The sequence below is a fragment of the Pedobacter rhizosphaerae genome (assembly GCF_900111155.1).
Classification (GTDB): domain Bacteria; phylum Bacteroidota; class Bacteroidia; order Sphingobacteriales; family Sphingobacteriaceae; genus Pedobacter; species Pedobacter rhizosphaerae.
In genome coordinates this window covers 20,043-37,773 of record NZ_FOGG01000020.1, presented here as the reverse complement: position 1 = coordinate 37,773, position 17,731 = coordinate 20,043, and the positions used below count along the sequence as shown (strand labels likewise).

The window sequence follows — 17,731 nt, the reverse complement described above, 5'->3', positions numbered from 1 at the left end:
AATGAAAAATCTGGAAGAAAAATTCTCGATATACCGCTCCATGATACTGGGCTCCTCATCTGGTAACCAAAAAAGCAGTAACCTTTCAGAATCCATGGAACTCTCTGTCCTGGAATCCACGGGCGAGGCCGATCCGGCCAAAAAAATCAAAACGGCCATTGAAACCCTGGACCATTTGGCCGAACGCCATAAAAGTAAAGCAAAACTAATCAGAGACATAAGCACTGAGCTAAACCAAAAAGGAGAAAAAGTCATCCACGCACTCCAGCTCGGAAATTTCAAATATATCGAAGAATACCCCAAGAGCTTAAATCTGCTGGAAGTCCTTGTCCGCACGGACGGCACCCGGCCGTCCTACCTGATCGAAAACGACCGGATAGATTTTTCTTCCGGGGCAAAAGGCGACTGGGAACAGATCCTTGGCGCCTCCCAGGACAGAATAGCCGAGGCCATGCAGTGCGTTGGCCGTGTCGAACTCAGCGGCGAACACCTGGGAAGCGGTTTCCTGATAGCACCGGACCTGATCGCAACCAACCAGCATGTGCTGCAGGTTATTGGCCAGAAAAAAAGAGACGGAAGCTGGACACTGCAAGCTAATGCAGGCATCGACTTCGGCAGGGAACTGAAGGGAAGGGCATCTAAAAACCCCAGAAAATTCAAAAGATTAATCTTTGCTGGCGATGAGATTGACCCAGCCAACATTAACCATACCAAGCTCGACCTGGCCTTGATAGAACTGGAGCCCACTAGAGTTGAGTTTTTGCCCAAACGCATACTGGGCATAGACGGCAGTTCAGAATGGGCAGCAGCAAGCCGGTACACGCTCACCGCAGGATATCCCGGTGATCCAGGAACAGCAGGACTGGCCTATTACGGTACCGAGGTACTCTCGATGATGTTTGGTTTCAGTTACGGTTACAAACGCCTCTCGCCCGGACAGATACTCAGGCCCACCAGCGTAGTTCCGGGAAGGGTCTCTTACGATGCCAGCACCCTTGGCGGTAACTCAGGTTCGGTGATACTGGCCCTTGGCAGCGAAGGCTTCGCCGCAGGCATACATTATGGGGGGCGCAGCTCTGATCCGAGGGAAAACTGGGGACATATCCTCTCAGACCGGCTTGCAGACAGGGGCACCATCGGTCAAACCGCTTTAAAAGATATCCTGACCAGCTACGGCGCAGTAATCAGCAACAGTTAATACCCAGCCTAATGAATATATCACCAGCAGATGCCCTGTCCGCACTAAAAACCACCCGGCGGGAATTTGGCGCCATGTTTATCCAGGCGCAGAACAGGCTGCCCATCAATGAGCGCTATGAACTTGAAACCATCGCGATCGATACCACTGATGATCCTTCAGCTCTCCTCAAAGCACTCGGGTATGCCCAGATCAATCAGTTTTATGAGCCCCTGCTCACCCTGATCGTACAGTCTGGACTGGAATCCGGAATGATTGCGCAGGCAATGATTGATCAGAACACCTCCATTAACCAGACAACCCTGCAGTCCATTGCAAACGCAAACGGCTTTACCGAGCCCCATACCTACTACCAGGGAATCGCTAAAGGCATGAAATGGACCGGAAAACTGATTATTCCCGGACAGCACGCTGGAACCGGCATACTCATCGGTCCCAACCTTTTCCTCTCCGCCTGGCATGTAGTCAAATCCCTTTTCAATCCCGACCGCAGCCCAAAAAGGGCGGTGAGTGCAGTGGTGGAATTTGACAACTACCTCTATTTAAAACAGGGCCTGTACAACCAGAACGATTCGGAAACAGTGAAACTCCACCAAGACTGGCATGTTGGACACTGCCGCTGCCATGACCAGGAGCTCATTGCAGGTTCACCACTCAACCCGGACTGCTTTGAGAACAACTGGGATTACGTCATTCTCAGGTTGGAACGGGCCGTAGGCTTCGACCGGGGATGGGCCAAGCTCGACAGCCGTGCCGTTGTTCCCCCGGAACAGCAAAAAATCGTCATCTTCCAACATGCGGGCGGAGAGGCGATGCGCATCGATGAAAATGTGATTACCGGTATCCAGCCCTCCCATCCGAGCATTCCCAAGCACCGCTTTCTCCATCTGACCAACACCCTGGGCGGATCCTCTGGAGGTCCCTGTTTCGACAAGGAATTCTCCCTGATCGGTATCCACCAGGGCAGCTGGCCCGAGCAGACCGCCCAGGGAACCCCGGCAGTCGCCACAGCTCGAGCAAGAAACCGCGGCGTACCCATCGTCAATATCATCGAGCACATCAAAAAGACCATCACCGAACTCCCTTTACCCCTAGTCCAGGATTCACCCCTTTACTGGCTGAGGGAGGAGTCTTTCGAGCCGATCATCGGCTGCGATGCCTTTCAGTCACAGATCTGGTCGATGGTCCTGCGCCAAGAGGCTCAGGTACTCAGCATTACCGGTGAGCCCTACAGTGGCAAAAGTTTCCTCCTAAAAGTTGCCCAGACCCTGCTCTCAGATCAAAGGCACCTGAAAATCAATCTCCCGGCAGAAAGGATCTCAAAGATCGAGGTAACCGAACTGCTCGCTTTCATTTCTAGCGAAATCGGTGTACAGCCTCCCCCGCTTACCGCTTTTTCGGATTTTGACAATACTGCGCCGATGTGGCTGAGAAACCATATCGCCCCAGAGCTAACCAATATGCTGAACCTGGCGCGTAACGGCAGATTGGTCTGGCTATTTCTGAGCGACCTGAACCGCTTTAACCTGGAAGGTGCACACGTGGCGGAATTTGTACTGACCCTGCTTGATACCATCCAAAGCTATCCATGGCTGAGAATTGTGCTCGACGGAAACGCATCCCCGTTGCCCCAGGCCATCCGGCCCTTGGCCCGGGAATACAGGAGCAGAACAGTTACCCGGGCAGATGTCGCCGATTACCTGGGCAGATCATTCACCAGACTGGAAATCCATGAAGATACCGCCCCAAGCACCAGGGCCCTTTTTAAAGCCTACCAGAGAAATCTGATCGAAAGGCCCGAAAGCGCGCTCAGTGAACTCAGGAATATGGCCATGGACATCCTTAACGATATTGTAGACCAATGACACCAATCGATAAATTTACCTTTCAGGCCAAAATGGAGAACCGGTTGCGCGCACTTGCTGAAAAGCAGCAAACCGCGCAGCCGGCAGCCACTGTGACGCCCTCTGTGGAACAGCCCATGGAAAACATGGCCGAAGATCTAAATGCCCTGCGTACCGCCGCTGCAACGACCGGACGTTTCCTTCCTGCCCAGCTGCTCAGCCATACGGGCATGCAGGCAAAGATCAAATTGCTCAACCATTTTGCCAGGGAATGCAACATCCTCACCGGCGATCAGGTGGAATGGATCCTCAAAAGTGAAGTCCGCGCTCCGCTGATCGCCTCCCTCACCAATCAGGGAATCCTGTACGACCATCTCAGCAGAAGATTGCCCCCGAGAGATGAATTTGGAGCATTACTGTTCGAGGTACTGTTCGATAAAACCGAATTTGACCTGGAAAGCATGTCCAGAAAAACCCTACTGGAACTCTCCAATGTGCTCCAATCTGTCGGCAACCTGAACAGTCCCTGGATCCAGCGGGTCAGCACAGCTCTTCAAAACGCTTCGTTTCTGGATAGCTACTACCATATCCCGGAAAACTTTATGGGACGGGAGGTCGAGCTGGCTGCATTAGGCCGGTTTGTCAACGCTTTTCAACGTTCCAGTGCATGGAGTGGGTATTTAATGCAGGGTCAGGGTGGTTCGGGCAAATCCACCCTGCTTGCCAAATTCTGCAAGGATACCATGGCTGCCGAAAACACGCTGCTCTGCATCCTTGACTTCGACCGTCCGGGCATCAACGCCGAAGATGATCACTGGCTTAATGATGAACTCGCCAGCCAACTTTCAGTCCAGTCGCCTGCACTTACCGAAAACATCAGACAGTTTAAAGCGGAGGTGAGAAAAGAAACCTTATTGGGGCATTTACGGGGACTATTAATTGGGCAGGGATATACCAAGCCTCTTATTATCATCCTGGACACCATGGAACAGGTCATCCTGCACCAAACCTGGGGCCTACTTTCCAAATGGCTGGACAGGCTATGTGATATTTTCAGCCCAATACCGATAAAGGTAATCTTGTCCGGCAGAACATATCAACAGATCACCTCCCAGAACATCGAAACTACCGTCAACCTTGCCGATTTTACCCGCAGGACTGCAATAGAATTCTTGGTACGTGAAGGTATTCGGAGGGTAGATATCCTGCGGCTGTTCAAATTCGATCTGATCCCTTTCCGTCCGCTCGAACTCCGCCTGATTTCCAGAATCCTCAAACAGGGCAACATAGATCTGGACGAACTTGTCAGTGATATTGCAAAAGGAAAAAACAACGGAATTGCCGAAGAATACTTTATGGGTAGTGTCTATAGAAGGATACTTGACCGCATTGACAATCCATCGGTACGAAAAATTGCCTACCCGGGACTCATCCTAAGATACATTAACCCAGAAATTATCCTCAGCGTACTCCAGCCTGTTTTAAAACTCAGCAAACTGGATGACCAAGATGCAGCAAGGATTACAAAAGATCTGGAACGGTATGCCTGGCTCGCTCAACGGGATCGCACCGGAAACGTATGGCACAGACGGGACCTGCGCCAGGTGATGCTAAGACAAATGTTGGCCAATGAACCAGATCAGGTTCTGGCCATCCAGCAGAACGCGATAACCTATTTCGAAAATCTTTCCACTCCGGAATCCCAAGCAGAAGTATTATACCACCGCATGATGATTCACCGGGAAGATTATTTCTTTGTTCCCGAACCAGCTGAACTGGTGGCAGCAGTGGGACACCTGAGCCGTGACCTTTCCGATCTCCCCGAAACCTATAACGGTATGATCAGATACGCCCAGACCGGGGAGATTGATAGCAGTCAAACGGCTAATCTGCCTTTAAGCTACTTTCTCGCGGCTTACGATCGTACAGGAAAAACCCTCATCGCCAGAGGACTTATCCAAGAAGCGTTCGAACTTTATTTGGAAGGACTGAAAAGAGAGATCAGACCTGGAAGGCTGGGAGAAAGAGAACTGTATGAATGGGAGGCAGAAGCGTTGTTCCAGACCGCAAACTTCAACCTGCTCAGCCAGCCCTTTCAGCATCCCCTTCCATCGCCTGTTCTGGACGAAAATCCGGGCAGGCATATTATTTCCCTTCTCGCATTCTTTATCAATGATCGGCAGGAATATTTTTACGGAGAGCTGGAACAATGGTTCCAGTTGCCGCGTCTGCAGCAGACCGACTGGTATAGATTATTCAGTACAGAACACGCCAAACAGTATATTGAGCGGCTCACCTTTGCCTTGACCTTGTGGAACTACAATCGCCGCTTCAGCACTCTACAATGTAGTGCGGCTGCATACATCGCCAGAATGGTCACTCAATCAACTTATGCAGGCGACCTTCAGGAAAGCCTCCTGATACTTGACCTGCTGGCAGGTAAATCTCTTCCTGAACAATACCCCTACAGTATCAATTCCATCAACATTGACCAGCAGTGGCTTGAGGGGCTAAATCACAAACAGGCACCAAAACCCGAAACCATTCAACATATCATTGATACCATAACGGAAGCCTCCGAGATGAAAATTCCAGCAAGACAGCTCATCAGTAACATCGACACTTTAGCAGAGTTTGAAAACAGCGGTCCGATCTACATGCTTAACGTCAGTGAAATTCAGTCAAGTGAAAGAATCAACTACTTATGCGGCCCTCAAAATGTACTGAGAACAAGCTGTAAATGGGCAATTTATAAGGCCATTGAGGAAGGCATGTCGCCTTCGGTGATCAGAAACGCAGCAGGGGAATTCAACAGCGCACTCGTAGGCGAACTCGATAGAAAAGTATTCAGAAAACGCAGTAGGGATTCACACGACTGGCTGGATGCGCTAATCGAACTTATCGATCGCCAGTGGAAACTTCCGGCATTTATCGACCGGATATCTACGGAATGGCCACATACCGGGCAGCTAGCAGATGTCAATGAACTCCTTAAAAAATGGATCAGGGCCAAAAACTCCCTTTTTATTGACCTCGAATAATTATCAGGATACTCCGGTGGGAGGACTTTCCATCCCACCGCCCTGAAAAATCAACCCAAAACAATTAAGCGAAATACTAAGGATCCAAAAAATAAATGTAACAAAAACAGTCATGATGCGGATGATCAAACTTTCCTTTATTAGCTTTGGCCGTTAGCCCAGATCCAAGCAAAGCTGATAAACACCGTTAGCCAAATATAATGTACTACAGAGGCAGCCTCCTAAGTGAAGTCCTCTCCGTCGAACTATCCAGGCTGATCGAAAAAAAACGGACGCGATTATTGGATCTTTGGCTATCACCTCAGCAACACCGCAGACTTTGAAATCGGCTGGACAAAGCTGCTATCCAACCAGCTGGGATATGTATATTACGGCGAGCACAGCCAGTTCGATGATAGTAAGCTAATTCTGTTAGCATGATTATAAAAGGCTAAAAAAAATAGATAAAGCGATTATAATCAGAAACTACCGATTTCCAACACCTATTATCTTTTTGAGATATTTCGATAGCCGTTTAACGGCTTGGAAAATGTCCGTTGAAGAACAGATTCCACCAATAAAAGGCATCGGTAATGTTCTTTTCCCTATTTTCGACCGCTTTGATGGCTCGAGTCGCTGCGGTATTGAGTTTTGAAAGTGCCTCAAGCCTTTTCGCTAGTGTTTTACATGCCGGAACATTCCCAGAAATCCCCATTGGGTCCCGCAACCCTGCAAGCTGATTGTCATTCAGCATTTTCATAATATTTTTGATATCAATATCATAGACGATCACTTTTTCATTTTCTGCATATTTAGTTACCCTCAACTCCAAGTAAAATGAAGTTATTGGTACGGCATTGTAGAACTTCCAAGCTTTGATCATCTGTATTAATGGTTTCAACTTCCCGGATAACCTGTCATTTTCCCGGTTTACGTAAGCGATATGAGCTCCAGGGCTTGAATCCATCCATCCCCCCGTATAGTCGGGAATTTTATAATAATATTTATCACCAAAAGGAGTACTAACTTGACCTCCATAATATGCTGGAGTAACCTCCATAGTCTCCGATTTGTAAAGCCCAAATGGGATCTGAACAGCCGGAGTTTTCACCATAATATTACTTGTTGAACTAAAAGTATATTGAAGAGCCTCTTTGACCTTTCTTAACGTATAGGCAGAATCAGCCCAAAGCCTGTCTGAAGGGCATCGAGCAAAATAGTCGGTATCACTATAATGCCTAACTCCCGTTCCGTTTCCAAAAGATCCGGTTTCTATCAGGGACGAACAACCAAAATTATTCTCCATACAGCGCTTCACTGATTCTCGATGAGCTGTCGCCTTCTGGTGTTCTGATAAAAGCGGCGATAGCCACCCGATAAAAGTCTCAAATCCTTCTTCTAAACTTCTTGCCATGGTATGTTAGCTGTTGTGTTTTGTTTCGTAAAAACTTAAGTAGATTAGTTTTGGACAACATTGATCTGATAGCTTTTCTTGATTTCTTCCCATTCACCTGCAAGCTCATCTTGTAACTTGAAAAACAGATCACTATCAGTTGGCATACTCGCCCAGGCCAGAGTCGTCTCATATTCAATAATATATTTCATCGCTTCGGGCTCTTTGTTTGTGAAATCAGAATGCTTCAGGCCGTTGAAAAAGGACCTGAAATTTTCTACAATATTTTCCAGTCTCGTTATAACAATTGAAGTTTTAATTGCATCTTGTATCAATGCCAAAGGGAGTATTGATTCAATAAGTGCCCTTATAACCCCTTTATCTCCAACTGAAGCAGAAAAAATGAAAACAACCAAGACAACCGCGGCCTTGAGATAAGTTTTTGGCTGCATGGCCTTTACTACGTTGTAAGTGTGAAAACTGTTTTCGAAGCAATTCACACACAATTTATAAAAACCGGGTTGAATCTGATCCTGTGTAAAGTAGTTCTGGACTGTTGAATTCGCGAAATTTGTTCCAAAGGAATTATCTAGGTATTGAAGTTTGCGCTGTTTTTCTGCTTTGGTAAAAATATAGTTGGCGCGCATTTCAAAAGCAATATAACACACGATGAGCATCGAATTTATCGCGATTATAACAGATAAATAGTCAGCGAATTGAGGATACGATTCACTCCATTTATTTTTTTCATTCAGAGTAAGGAACAACGTAATAATAGTTGAACCTGTAAGCAGCCGGGCTTTATTTTTGTTCAGGTTAGCTACCCTTTCATAATCATTTTTTCTGGACATTTTTCGCTTGTAACATGAGAGACATTGGCAGAAGTCTCGGTAATCTGAAAATCACTGACACCTCAACCTTTTTTAGTTTATGCGCAATATACTAAGATTATTTATGATTTCTTGGCCAGATAAAATCAGTACTTTATCACTATCAAGCGAGAAGCTATGGGCAATAAAAATGCCCGGGGCAAAGCCCGGGCATTAACAAACCAAAACCACTCAAACCACTCAAACCACTTTATTTCTTTTTCTTCTTTTCGCTCACCTCAACCCTTACCCCTTGAGCAAGCCCCTTGGCCTTCTGCATCGCCAAACGCAACCGCACACCGGCAGCCTGGTTTCCCTTCTCAAAAAACTTACGGGCATCTTCCTCAGCCCCGAGCACCAATCCCTTCAACAACTCAAATGTTTTCATAACCTCAATAAATTAAAACCAACAATAATTAATAGCATTCCCCATCACTCATCCCATGCTCATCCCGCCATCTTTATCCAAAGAAAGCTGACTGCCTTTTGCCGATACGATCTCCGCACCGTACCTGGACTCAAATTCCGCCTGCTTTAACAGCAACCAGCCCACATCCCTGGAAAGGATACCCATTTCCGCTACCACCACCATTTCCACCTGGCCTTCCGAGCGCCGCACCAGCTCCTCCACAATCTGCCAGGACCTCCCCCGGCCTTCCTCAGAAAGCACCAGATTCAAGGTAATCCCATTCTCCTGGCAGTAATCATAGATCTGATCCGCCTGCCGGTCCAGATCATGCATATCCCCAAATCTTTCGATACTGGCATATCCGATCGCAAGCAATCCCTTTCCATCCTTTTCCATAGCCCCCTCATCTAACAGCGAAAAACCAAACCAATAAACTAACTGCCCATACCCATGCCTGTACCCACTTCCTGCTGCCTGTCCTTTTCTCTGGGTTTATCCTCTCCTACCTCCAACAGACTGGCCAAAGCCTCCTTGGTCATAAACTGTTCGCGTTTTTCCATTTTGCCCTCAGTAGTAAAAAAGTTCATCTTGTTGTACCTGGGCACAGCTTCAAGCAGTAGCTTTACCGACTGGCCAGTCTTGTCCACCGTAACCAAAGGCGTCATCCCACTCTTTAATTCAGTTTCCAGCTTCTCCCTTTTTTCAGGCACCCCAAGTTCTTTGATCTTGTAGTTATCCAGTACCTTCGATAAATCAAAACCATACTGCGGCACATGGTACTGCTGCAGATTGAAATTACCGTTGGCCCCAACACCCTTATCCATATCAAACTTCACCCAGGCCGCATAAACCTCACCCGTGTTAAAATTCACCAGGTCATCACGGAATACCGAATGTCCCTGGATCATCTGCGCGGTCTGCTGCACGGTAAAACCCTTGCCCCGCTCCGGCCACATGCTCTGTGAAGCAGGCTTACCATAAAAAGTGCCACGGAAAGCCTTGGTTACATAGTTCACCTTACCATCTTTCATCGTTGCAACCGTGACTTTACTGGCTCCATCTTTACCGATTGCAAGTTCCGCCTTCCCACCATGCTCCTTAAAAGCCTTTACCGCATCACTCACCAGATCAAAGCTCGTTACCATCCCCGCTTTAGCTGAACTCTCAGGCGAAATAACCAGATAATGCTGATCTTTTTCCAAAGGTTTTGCCAGGTTATGCGACACGGTAAAACGGTTCAGGTAATAAGAATCCGACTGTCTGGACTTCTGGAAATAAAACTCCACATCCACCTGCCCCTTCACCGCCGCAATAGGCTCATGCAGTTTAAACAGGGCGACACCCGATTTCATCTGCTCCTCCATTTTGGCAATGGTTACCTCAGATGCACCCAGAAGGGCCATTTCTTCCCTCCGGTCTTCTAAATTGTTTAAATTCATAGCTTTTGTATTTAAATCTTGTTTAGGAATATTTAGTAATTCAGGACCAGTCCGATGTAGCCAGCTGATCAAATCAGCAATAGGCACCGCCTGGTGCCAGTTAAAAATCTGCTGGTATTCAGCTTCAAAGGCAAAGGCTTCCATTGCAGAAGAAAAACAGTCCAGCTCAAACACCGAGCAAAGCGGCTGATCACTGTCATACACCACCCAGCTACATCCAGCTTCCGCCTGGCCTTGCAAATAATTCAAGAGATCAGCTGCAAACCCTTCTTTTCCACCCAGCTTTATCATAGCATTTGCAAAAATTAACGGTTGATTTCAAGCTGATGATTAACACCTGTTTCCTGTTTGAATATCATTGGCTCAACCAAAGACAGGCTTTTCTCCGGATTAAGCAGCGTTTTAAGCACAGAAAAGGACATCTCTTCCTTCGCCACATCAAAGAACTCCAACCGGTTTTCAAATGGGGCTGCCCGCAAGAAAAAATCAGCCTTACCGGGCACCGAGACCGACACCATATTGCCTTTTTCCAGTCCCCGCAAAACTGCATCAGAACTGACCGCATAACATTCCAGCGCAATCGCATGCTCCAGCAGTTGCCGCTTCAAATCAAAACCGGACAGATCTCCGCTGGAAAACAGCAAAGTAGATCCAGTCATTCTAGCTTCCTGATCAAGCTTCACCCAGCTTTGCTCTAACCTCCCATCCAGCCCCTGATAAGACTTAAGCACCGATCCACCACGCAGCAAACTAAGGGCATCACTTAAACCGATCCTGCTATCAGCAGAAAAGAAGCAACTCCTTTCAGCACCATCCACCCCAATAAGCTTTCCGTGAAAGCCCGTAAATTTATAGCTCCCCAATCCTGCCTTAACAAACCGGGCCTGCAAAGCCAACTTTTCACCAGTCGAAATTCCACGCATTATATCCAAAGAGACCGCCCCTTGCTCATAATCCACTTTCCCGGTCAGATCAGCGGCCATACCACCCAGACCAATTGCAGAAAACTGTGAAGAAAGCGATAAAACATTCTCTTCACGGAGCCGGTTAAAACGCCGCAGGTGAAGCGGACGATCTACCAGCATCTCCTTTGCCACCACCAAAAGCCGAAGCACAGGATTTGGATATAATGATTTTCGGAGCTTAGCCACTACCGACCGGAGCACCTGGATATATAGCCGCTCCTTTTCGTTTGCCCCAATAGACACCCTAAAAAGCCCCATTGAAAAAAACGCATATTTCAGCTGCTGCATCTTCCGTAAATCAATTGCCCCTCCTAATACCTTTTCCATTTCCTTCTGCCGCTCCTCCCAGGCCAGATAAAGCTGTAAGGCCCGGTTAACCCCAGGATCCATATCAGCGTACCTTTAGTTTATTATCCCTCAGCAGTACCGCCTGCCCTCCCTTAAGCTTCACTTTAACCTTGCGCAGCTTTTTAGAAAGCATGGATTTCGCCGCATCTATCCCCGCACCAGCCACCTGCGCCCCTATTGACTGATCAAAAGTATTCAGTGATACGCCACCGATCGCATTGTCAGCCCCATCGTTTACCGTCCCGGTCAGCACCGCTTCAGGGGCATCCAGCCCCAGCATACCATCATAACTGTACAGCGAAAGGTCAGCCGGTATGATCGCATTGCCCAACCGGATCTGTTTGATATCCAGCAATAGCCGCTGATTGGTGATCTTGCAGGCCCCAAACAGTTCATGCCCTTTTGGGATCAGTACACCGTTCACCCGCAAAGTATCCAGCAGCAATAACTTGATCGTAGCCCCCTGCACCACCTTCTTATCAGATGCAATCACCGCAGGGATCGCTTTGAACAAACTATCAGTATTCACCTTCTTTTCTCCATCCAGGCGCTGCTTTACCCTTTCCGGATGCTGGATATCAATGATATTCTCCATCATCGCATTAAGCTGCCTCATCTCTGGGTCATCACCTACATTTTTATTCTCCTGCATCTCCGTCATCAGCGCCTCCAGCCTGTCCACATCGTTTTTCATGTTGCCCCCGGGACCCGCAGACGCGCCACCACCATAACCCAGACGGTTATCCCTAACCACCGAAACACCTTCATCCGGCCGGTTGATCTCCCGGTTCAGGGCATCAAGCCTCGATGAGATTTCACCCGCCTGTTTATCCGATCTACCATCAAATCCCAGACTTTGCGCCATACGGGAAAGAGAACTGGAACCCCTAGCAGCAGAATCCCGGGCCGCCTGTTCATAAAAGCCCATTTTATCAGATGGCTGCTGCTTTTTTAGTGCCGCATCAGGAAGCGAAAAATCCACCTGCTTTTTCTGCATATCCATTCCCTCTGAAACTCCTTTGCCACCACCGAGCATAAAAAATCCCGTGGTCAGTGCGGCTACTGCCAGTAGTGGCAGAAAAATCAGCAGCACTTTCTTTCTATCAATTTTCTTTCTGTTTTCCATAGATTCAAGATTTAGTACTTAAATGGTTTATTTAATTAATTCAACCAGTGATCCCCAGATGAGATAGAGGCAGTAAGCAGCAACAATGAGGACAACGCAGATCAAAATGATTCGCATCCTGGTAGCTGAAATCTTCGAGGCTTTAGCATTAAAGTAACCAGCCAATTCTGATTGCCTGCGCAAGATCACTCGGGCTAAGCGAAAGGAAAGCTCATTATAATTTTTGTTTATTTGCTCATCCTTTAGCGGACTTTCCCTCAGATTGCCTTTACCAGAAAACCTGTTCCATCCCCTCCTCATGGCTGCGCTGTTTTAACCTGCTCATCCCTGTTCTCCAGAATCTCAAACCTTCTGATCAAAAACCCGTGCGGGTTATTATCCGTCTGATTCTTCAGATCATCTACCACGCCCTGGCTCACCAGTTTCCGGTAAACCGTCGAAGTTGACCTCACCAGTTTCTGCGTGGCAAAACAGCGGAACAGATATGGAAACTGATCCACATCGAGCTGAATACTGTCCACGCTCAGTTCCTGCGAGATATTCGCCGCGATCAGGTTATTGTAGTACCCGCTCTCCTGAAAGTTATCGTACTGTTTCTTTGCCGATTCATCCGCCAGATATAAAGCCTTGGTCAAGCTAGCCTTGATTGCCTTATCATCAGGCACCAGCGAGAAAAAGTATTGGTGAAAGGTGCGAATATGGTCACGCAGTTCTACCGGTAAGTTACTTTTCCGGTCTGTCGCCAGTGCCGTCAGCAGCTTTCCGTTATAAAGGATATAAATCCGCTGATCTTTGATCGTATAAAAGCGGTAGTACTGGTAAATTGCAAAGCAGCTGATGCCGAAGCAAGCCACAATCAGCAAGAAACTGAATAGGCGGATGTGCTTAAAAGCGGTGTCGATATTTTTGAACTGAGAAAACATAAGTCATTATTGAGATTGTAAGAAAGTGGTAAGCAGATTAATATTGGCCTTAACCAGAGGCAGCCGACAGGCTATATATAGAAACAGAGATGACTATTTCCCCTCCAGCCGCTGCTGCTGGTGCGGGTTATCTGCAAAGTAATCCCCTTGCGCTCCTGAGGAAAAGCTTTGCTTTAGGTTACGGTAACCATCTCCCAAAGTATCAGCTGCCATACCTCCACCAGCCCTGCCAATCTGCATCCCTGTACGGGTAGACGATGCAACAATGGAATTCACTTTCTGCAGGATCGTATTGCCTCCTCCGGCATGCACCACATAGTTGGCCACATTAGGCACGCAGAAATACCCCACGATACCGATAATTAAAAAAATCAGATAAGCGGTATCTAAACTCGAGAAAAACGTATCCCCCTGCTGCTCGATCTGCGAGAGGTCCAGTTTTAACATATTCTCCTGCACTTTTCCCAGGATCGAAGAAAAGATATTACAGATCGGCAGCCACAGGAATATATTCACATACCTGGCGATCCATACCGTCAGCGTATTTTGAAACCCGTCAAAGACCGCAAAGCCAAATACCAAAGGCCCCAGTATCGCCAGCACGATCAGAAAAAAAGTACGCACAGTATTGATACACAGCGCTGCCGCGGCATATAGAATTTCCAGTACTTCACTCAGCCACTGCTTGATCGAATTCCGGAAATTATAGGATGCTTTGGCAATATTAAACTCCAGACCATGCCCCAATCCGTCCAGAAAGTTTTCGTTTTCCCTGTTGGGATCATCAGGGTAAGCATATTTATACCACTTATCGCTGTCACCGGAGCCACTTTCCCCCACATACATCTGCCAATAGCGGCTTTTCTTGATCGCAGCCTCCTTCATTTTCAGTAGCCGCTCAATTGCCTTATTGCTGTTAGCCACCATAGAATTGGTCGCCGATACCGTCGGCTGCAGCACCCCATTAATCATGCCCAGTACCGCAGGAAACAGGATCACCGCCATACCCAGTGCAAACGGCCTAAGTAGCGGGTAAAAGTCGATGGATTCAGCAGCCGCAAGTTGCCGCCATACCCGCGAGGCGATATACCACAGTGCCGCAAAACCCGCCAGGCCACGACCAACGCCGATCATGCCAGAGCAGAGCGGGAGCATTTCGTCATATACCCGGTCGAGTACCGGCTGCAGGCCGGAGATGCTCTGCGCAGCTGACTGGGCAGATGCGCCGAAGGGAATCAAAAGCACAGCGAGACTAGTAAGCAAGGTGATATAGATTGATTTCATAAAAATCTGCATTCAAATTATTTAAACTTATTTTTTTGAACCTTAGCTTTAAGCAGCCTACAGGCGAAGGCTGCAATTTTACAGGGTCTATTATTTATTTTTTTGGACCTTAACATTAGGCTGCCTACAAGGAAAGCGTAAGATATCTAAAGGCTTATTATTTTAGTTTTAAACCTCAACATTAGGTTGCCTACAGGGAAAGCGTAAGATATCTAAAGACTTATCTTGGATTTTTTGAACCTCAGCATTAGGCTGTTTACACACACGGTGAAATTTCTGGTAGTCTATTATTGATTTTTCGGACCTCAACATTAGGCTGCCTACAGGGAAAGCGTAAAATATCAAAAGGCCTATCATCGATTTTTGAACTTCAGCATTAGGCTGCCTATAAGAAAAGGCACAAATATTTAAAAGCTAATTGTTGAATTTTTAAACCTTAACAATCGGCTGTCTATACGCAAAAAATCAAAAAGCCTCCCTATCCCACCTACCAAAATTCAATGCCCATTCCCCAGCACCTCTCCCAGCGACTTCACATCTGCCCGCTCTCTGCTGCGCTGCAGATCCAGCATCTTAGCCTGATCGTTAAACGACCTCAAAAACAGCAGCTTCTCTTGCGTTTCCGCAAAGATCCTATCGATCGCAGCCAGCCTTTCTTCATCGCTCATACGAAGATTCGATGAAGTAATCACCGTCAGCAGTTCATCCAGATTGTCCACGCTTAGGTCAAATAACTTCTTGTACACCCCACCTAAATAAGCCAGATCATCTTCCGAGAAATTGCCCGAGGACTGAAAGCGCTTAAAAGCAGACCTATATTCCGATACGATCCGCCCCTGATAAGTAATGATATCGGCAACCTTATGGTATTTTTTGATCTCAGGGCTCACCAGCATCATACCATCCAGGAAAACTTCATGCAAAGAGAAATTACCCTGGGCGATATCCTTGACCGCTTTATAGCCATTTGAGACCAGCAGATATCCTTTTTTCATATCGGACAGGATGTTCTTTAACTGGCTAAGCTTTTCTACGTTCAGCAGCAGTTGCTGCGCCTCAGTAGATTGTGCTGCGCTAGGGGTAGCACAAAAGTTGGTTATGCCGAGAATGATTGTTATTAGCCAGGCTTTCTGTAATGCTGATAATGAGCTTAACCAACGGCTGCCGAACGATAAGATCCAATTTAAAACCCTCCCAAAGTATGACCGGTAAATAATCTTATTCAAAACCATACCCCCTCCTAAGCTCAAGAATATCCAAACCATCCCTTTCCCTATTCCTCACCAAACGCTCCACCGTCCCCATAAAATCCGCCGTAAAAGCTGCCCTATCCCGCATCTGCTCATAAAGCAGATCGATCCTCACGATCCTTTCCGCCTCCTCCATCTCCAGCCTGCCCGAAGTCACCAACATCAACAGTGATTCCAAATCACGGGCGCAGTCTGCCAGTACCGCTGTCTTCACTTCCAGCACATAAAGCTGATCTCCAGCCGAAAGCATTGCATTACCTTTGAATTCCCCAAACCATTTGGCAATGCGGAACTGGTAATCGATGATCTCCGCCACCTTAACGTTTTTCCTAACCGCAGGACTGACTGTTTTCAACGAAGAAATAAAAGCACCATGCAGGCTGAATTCGCCACCCGTGATATCACGTACGGTCTGCAGTCCCCCATCTACGAGTTTATAACCTTTCCTGGCGTAATCCAGATAGACCTGCAGGGCTGCTATCTGCTCAAGCAGATAGCGTTTCTGGGTTTTCTTTTGGTTAAAGAATTCGCCAAAGGTCTGGGCGTAGGACGCGTTGCTAAGGTAGGTTAAACCAATAAGTAAGGCAATAATGCCTATTTTGATTTGCTTTGGCTTAAGCAGTGGCAGCCGATGAGCCAAAGTAGATTTCCAAAATCCCTTAGCCCATAAATTAATTCTCGATTCCATAGATTTCTTTGAGTTTAGCGCTTTCTTCAACCGAAGAAGCGCGTTGGATACTTAATACCGCGTTGCCACGGTTGAAACTTTTCAGGTCTGTATAATTGCCATCCATTTTTTCAGATGCCTTAGCGATGATCTCCAGCCTTTCAGCATCGCTCATCTGGGTCTTAAAGGAATTTACCACCAGCAGCAACCCGTCAAGGTTTTTGATGCTTTCATCAAGGATTCCCGAATAAACCTTTTGCATATAGTCCAGTTCCGATGCGTCAAAATGTTTATCCTGCCGGAACAGGTTCCAGGCCCATTTGTATTCATCGACAATGGCAACCTGCTTCGCCGTCAGGTCCTTCACCTTTTTGTAATAAGCAATGGCCGAGCGCACCTTCCAGAGTTCTTCATAATATTCTTTGTACAGTTCCTTCTGCCGCTCCGTCCAGTCTGCGATCTCTCCCAGCTTTAATTTAGAAAGCTGATTTTCCAGTACCTTCTGCGCATTTTGCAGCCAGATCGTTTCATTCTGCAAGCGCTGAATCTTCAAATCCACCGCCTTGATCACCTTTTTCACCCCTGCCTTGATCACTTCCAGCACGGCGATCTGTGCATCCGCCCCCTTGGGCAGCCCCACGATCAGCGTCACTGTGCTTAAGGGCAGGATTACCATATACTGTTTCATTTTTCCCTTTAGTTTAGTCCTTACCTTTCCCAGCCGGTCAGAAAGACCGGTAAGCAGTTGATTTTTCATGGCTTCAAATAGCTTTAATTAATTGTGTTTGTTTGACCTGAAAGATTAGATAATACCGGTATGCGATTGACTCATAAAAAGTTATAACTTGAGGATTGTCCGCTTGAATTGGCTTAGCGAATCAGCTGGTCGATAAGTAAAGACGGATAAGCAACAATTATAATCCTGTTAATTATTTTTTTCGCTTATCGGGTATCCGGATCGATCAGCAAGGACTGACAAGCACCCCCCATAATCCC

General features: G+C 47.2%; 16 protein-coding genes. 3 read left to right on the top strand and 13 right to left on the bottom strand.

Annotation, left to right across the window (positions count from 1 at the left end):
• Position 1: 1 nt before the first annotated feature.
• The 3 genes from BMX11_RS15880 to BMX11_RS15870 are packed head-to-tail and all read left to right on the top strand — an operon-like array spanning position 2 to position 6,083.
• Complete coding sequence (locus BMX11_RS15880; RefSeq protein WP_090886005.1) at positions 2-1,198, top strand: trypsin-like serine peptidase; 1,197 nt, start codon at positions 2-4, stop codon at positions 1,196-1,198.
• 11 nt (positions 1,199-1,209) lie between these two features.
• Entirely contained in the window at positions 1,210-3,063 is a 1,854-nt protein-coding gene (locus BMX11_RS15875) for a trypsin-like serine peptidase (RefSeq protein WP_090886003.1), read from the top strand.
• Entirely contained in the window at positions 3,060-6,083 is a 3,024-nt protein-coding gene (locus BMX11_RS15870; protein WP_090886000.1) for a hypothetical protein, read from the top strand. The genes BMX11_RS15875 and BMX11_RS15870 overlap by 4 nt, the downstream gene beginning before the upstream one ends.
• Before the next feature lie 514 nt (positions 6,084-6,597).
• Here the strand turns inward: BMX11_RS15870 and BMX11_RS15865 are convergent.
• The 13 genes from BMX11_RS15865 to BMX11_RS15805 all read right to left on the bottom strand — a co-directional run bounded on the left by BMX11_RS15865 (position 6,598) and on the right by BMX11_RS15805 (position 17,492).
• A complete protein-coding gene (locus BMX11_RS15865) occupies positions 6,598-7,476 on the bottom strand; it encodes a nucleotidyltransferase domain-containing protein (protein WP_090885998.1) in 879 nt (292 codons plus the stop codon).
• A 44-nt stretch (positions 7,477-7,520) separates the two neighbouring features.
• Positions 7,521-8,306: a hypothetical protein gene (locus BMX11_RS15860; protein ID WP_090885996.1), complete on the bottom strand. Its 786-nt coding sequence runs from the start codon at positions 8,304-8,306 to the stop codon at positions 7,521-7,523.
• 229 nt (positions 8,307-8,535) lie between these two features.
• Positions 8,536-8,712: a histone H1 gene (locus BMX11_RS15855; RefSeq protein ID WP_090885994.1), complete on the bottom strand. Its 177-nt coding sequence runs from the start codon at positions 8,710-8,712 to the stop codon at positions 8,536-8,538.
• A gap of 48 nt (positions 8,713-8,760) precedes the next feature.
• Positions 8,761-9,129, bottom strand: coding sequence for a recombinase family protein (locus BMX11_RS15850; protein ID WP_090885992.1), 369 nt, complete (start codon positions 9,127-9,129; stop codon positions 8,761-8,763).
• Positions 9,130-9,167: 38 nt separating this feature from the next.
• Positions 9,168-10,463, bottom strand: a complete 1,296-nt coding sequence (locus BMX11_RS15845; RefSeq protein ID WP_090885990.1) for a hypothetical protein — start codon at positions 10,461-10,463, stop codon at positions 9,168-9,170.
• A gap of 14 nt (positions 10,464-10,477) precedes the next feature.
• Positions 10,478-11,527 (bottom strand): hypothetical protein, encoded by a 1,050-nt coding sequence (locus BMX11_RS15840; RefSeq protein WP_090885988.1) that lies wholly within the window; start codon positions 11,525-11,527, stop codon positions 10,478-10,480.
• Between the two features lies 1 nt (position 11,528).
• Positions 11,529-12,611 (bottom strand): conjugative transposon protein TraM, encoded by a 1,083-nt coding sequence (gene traM, locus BMX11_RS15835; protein WP_090885986.1) that lies wholly within the window; start codon positions 12,609-12,611, stop codon positions 11,529-11,531.
• A 27-nt stretch (positions 12,612-12,638) separates the two neighbouring features.
• Positions 12,639-12,911 (bottom strand): hypothetical protein, encoded by a 273-nt coding sequence (locus tag BMX11_RS15830; RefSeq protein WP_090885984.1) that lies wholly within the window; start codon positions 12,909-12,911, stop codon positions 12,639-12,641.
• On the bottom strand, positions 12,908-13,534 hold the full coding sequence (gene traK, locus BMX11_RS15825; protein WP_090885982.1) for a conjugative transposon protein TraK: 627 nt from the start codon (positions 13,532-13,534) through the stop codon (positions 12,908-12,910). Before traK ends, BMX11_RS15830 begins: the two co-directional genes overlap by 4 nt.
• A gap of 93 nt (positions 13,535-13,627) precedes the next feature.
• The gene (traJ, locus tag BMX11_RS15820) at positions 13,628-14,830 is read right to left on the bottom strand and encodes a conjugative transposon protein TraJ (protein ID WP_175474581.1); all 1,203 of its coding nucleotides are present in this window, start codon (positions 14,828-14,830) and stop codon (positions 13,628-13,630) included.
• A 485-nt stretch (positions 14,831-15,315) separates the two neighbouring features.
• The gene (locus BMX11_RS15815) at positions 15,316-15,936 is read right to left on the bottom strand and encodes a hypothetical protein (protein WP_090886095.1); all 621 of its coding nucleotides are present in this window, start codon (positions 15,934-15,936) and stop codon (positions 15,316-15,318) included.
• 100 nt (positions 15,937-16,036) lie between these two features.
• Entirely contained in the window at positions 16,037-16,756 is a 720-nt protein-coding gene (locus BMX11_RS15810; RefSeq protein ID WP_090885980.1) for a hypothetical protein, read from the bottom strand.
• A complete protein-coding gene (locus tag BMX11_RS15805) occupies positions 16,740-17,492 on the bottom strand; it encodes a conjugal transfer protein TraI (protein WP_245738688.1) in 753 nt (250 codons plus the stop codon). Before BMX11_RS15805 ends, BMX11_RS15810 begins: the two co-directional genes overlap by 17 nt.
• Positions 17,493-17,731: the final 239 nt, after the last annotated feature.

Bases quoted from the DNA above. Each gene is read 5' to 3' on its own strand.
- BMX11_RS15880 (WP_090886005.1), top strand. From the start codon at position 2: ATGAAAAATCTGGAAGAAAAATTCTCGATATACCGCTCCATGATACTG.
- BMX11_RS15875 (WP_090886003.1), top strand. From the start codon at position 1,210: ATGAATATATCACCAGCAGATGCCCTGTCCGCACTAAAAACCACCCGG.
- BMX11_RS15870 (WP_090886000.1), top strand. From the start codon at position 3,060: ATGACACCAATCGATAAATTTACCTTTCAGGCCAAAATGGAGAACCGG.
- BMX11_RS15865 (WP_090885998.1), bottom strand. From the start codon at position 7,476: ATGGCAAGAAGTTTAGAAGAAGGATTTGAGACTTTTATCGGGTGGCTA.
- BMX11_RS15860 (WP_090885996.1), bottom strand. From the start codon at position 8,306: ATGTCCAGAAAAAATGATTATGAAAGGGTAGCTAACCTGAACAAAAAT.
- BMX11_RS15855 (WP_090885994.1), bottom strand. From the start codon at position 8,712: ATGAAAACATTTGAGTTGTTGAAGGGATTGGTGCTCGGGGCTGAGGAA.
- BMX11_RS15850 (WP_090885992.1), bottom strand. From the start codon at position 9,129: ATGGAAAAGGATGGAAAGGGATTGCTTGCGATCGGATATGCCAGTATC.
- BMX11_RS15845 (WP_090885990.1), bottom strand. From the start codon at position 10,463: ATGATAAAGCTGGGTGGAAAAGAAGGGTTTGCAGCTGATCTCTTGAAT.
- BMX11_RS15840 (WP_090885988.1), bottom strand. From the start codon at position 11,527: ATGGATCCTGGGGTTAACCGGGCCTTACAGCTTTATCTGGCCTGGGAG.
- traM (WP_090885986.1), bottom strand. From the start codon at position 12,611: ATGGAAAACAGAAAGAAAATTGATAGAAAGAAAGTGCTGCTGATTTTT.
- BMX11_RS15830 (WP_090885984.1), bottom strand. From the start codon at position 12,911: ATGAGGAGGGGATGGAACAGGTTTTCTGGTAAAGGCAATCTGAGGGAA.
- traK (WP_090885982.1), bottom strand. From the start codon at position 13,534: ATGTTTTCTCAGTTCAAAAATATCGACACCGCTTTTAAGCACATCCGC.
- traJ (WP_175474581.1), bottom strand. From the start codon at position 14,830: ATGCAGATTTTTATGAAATCAATCTATATCACCTTGCTTACTAGTCTC.
- BMX11_RS15810 (WP_090885980.1), bottom strand. From the start codon at position 16,756: ATGGAATCGAGAATTAATTTATGGGCTAAGGGATTTTGGAAATCTACT.
- BMX11_RS15805 (WP_245738688.1), bottom strand. From the start codon at position 17,492: ATGAAAAATCAACTGCTTACCGGTCTTTCTGACCGGCTGGGAAAGGTA.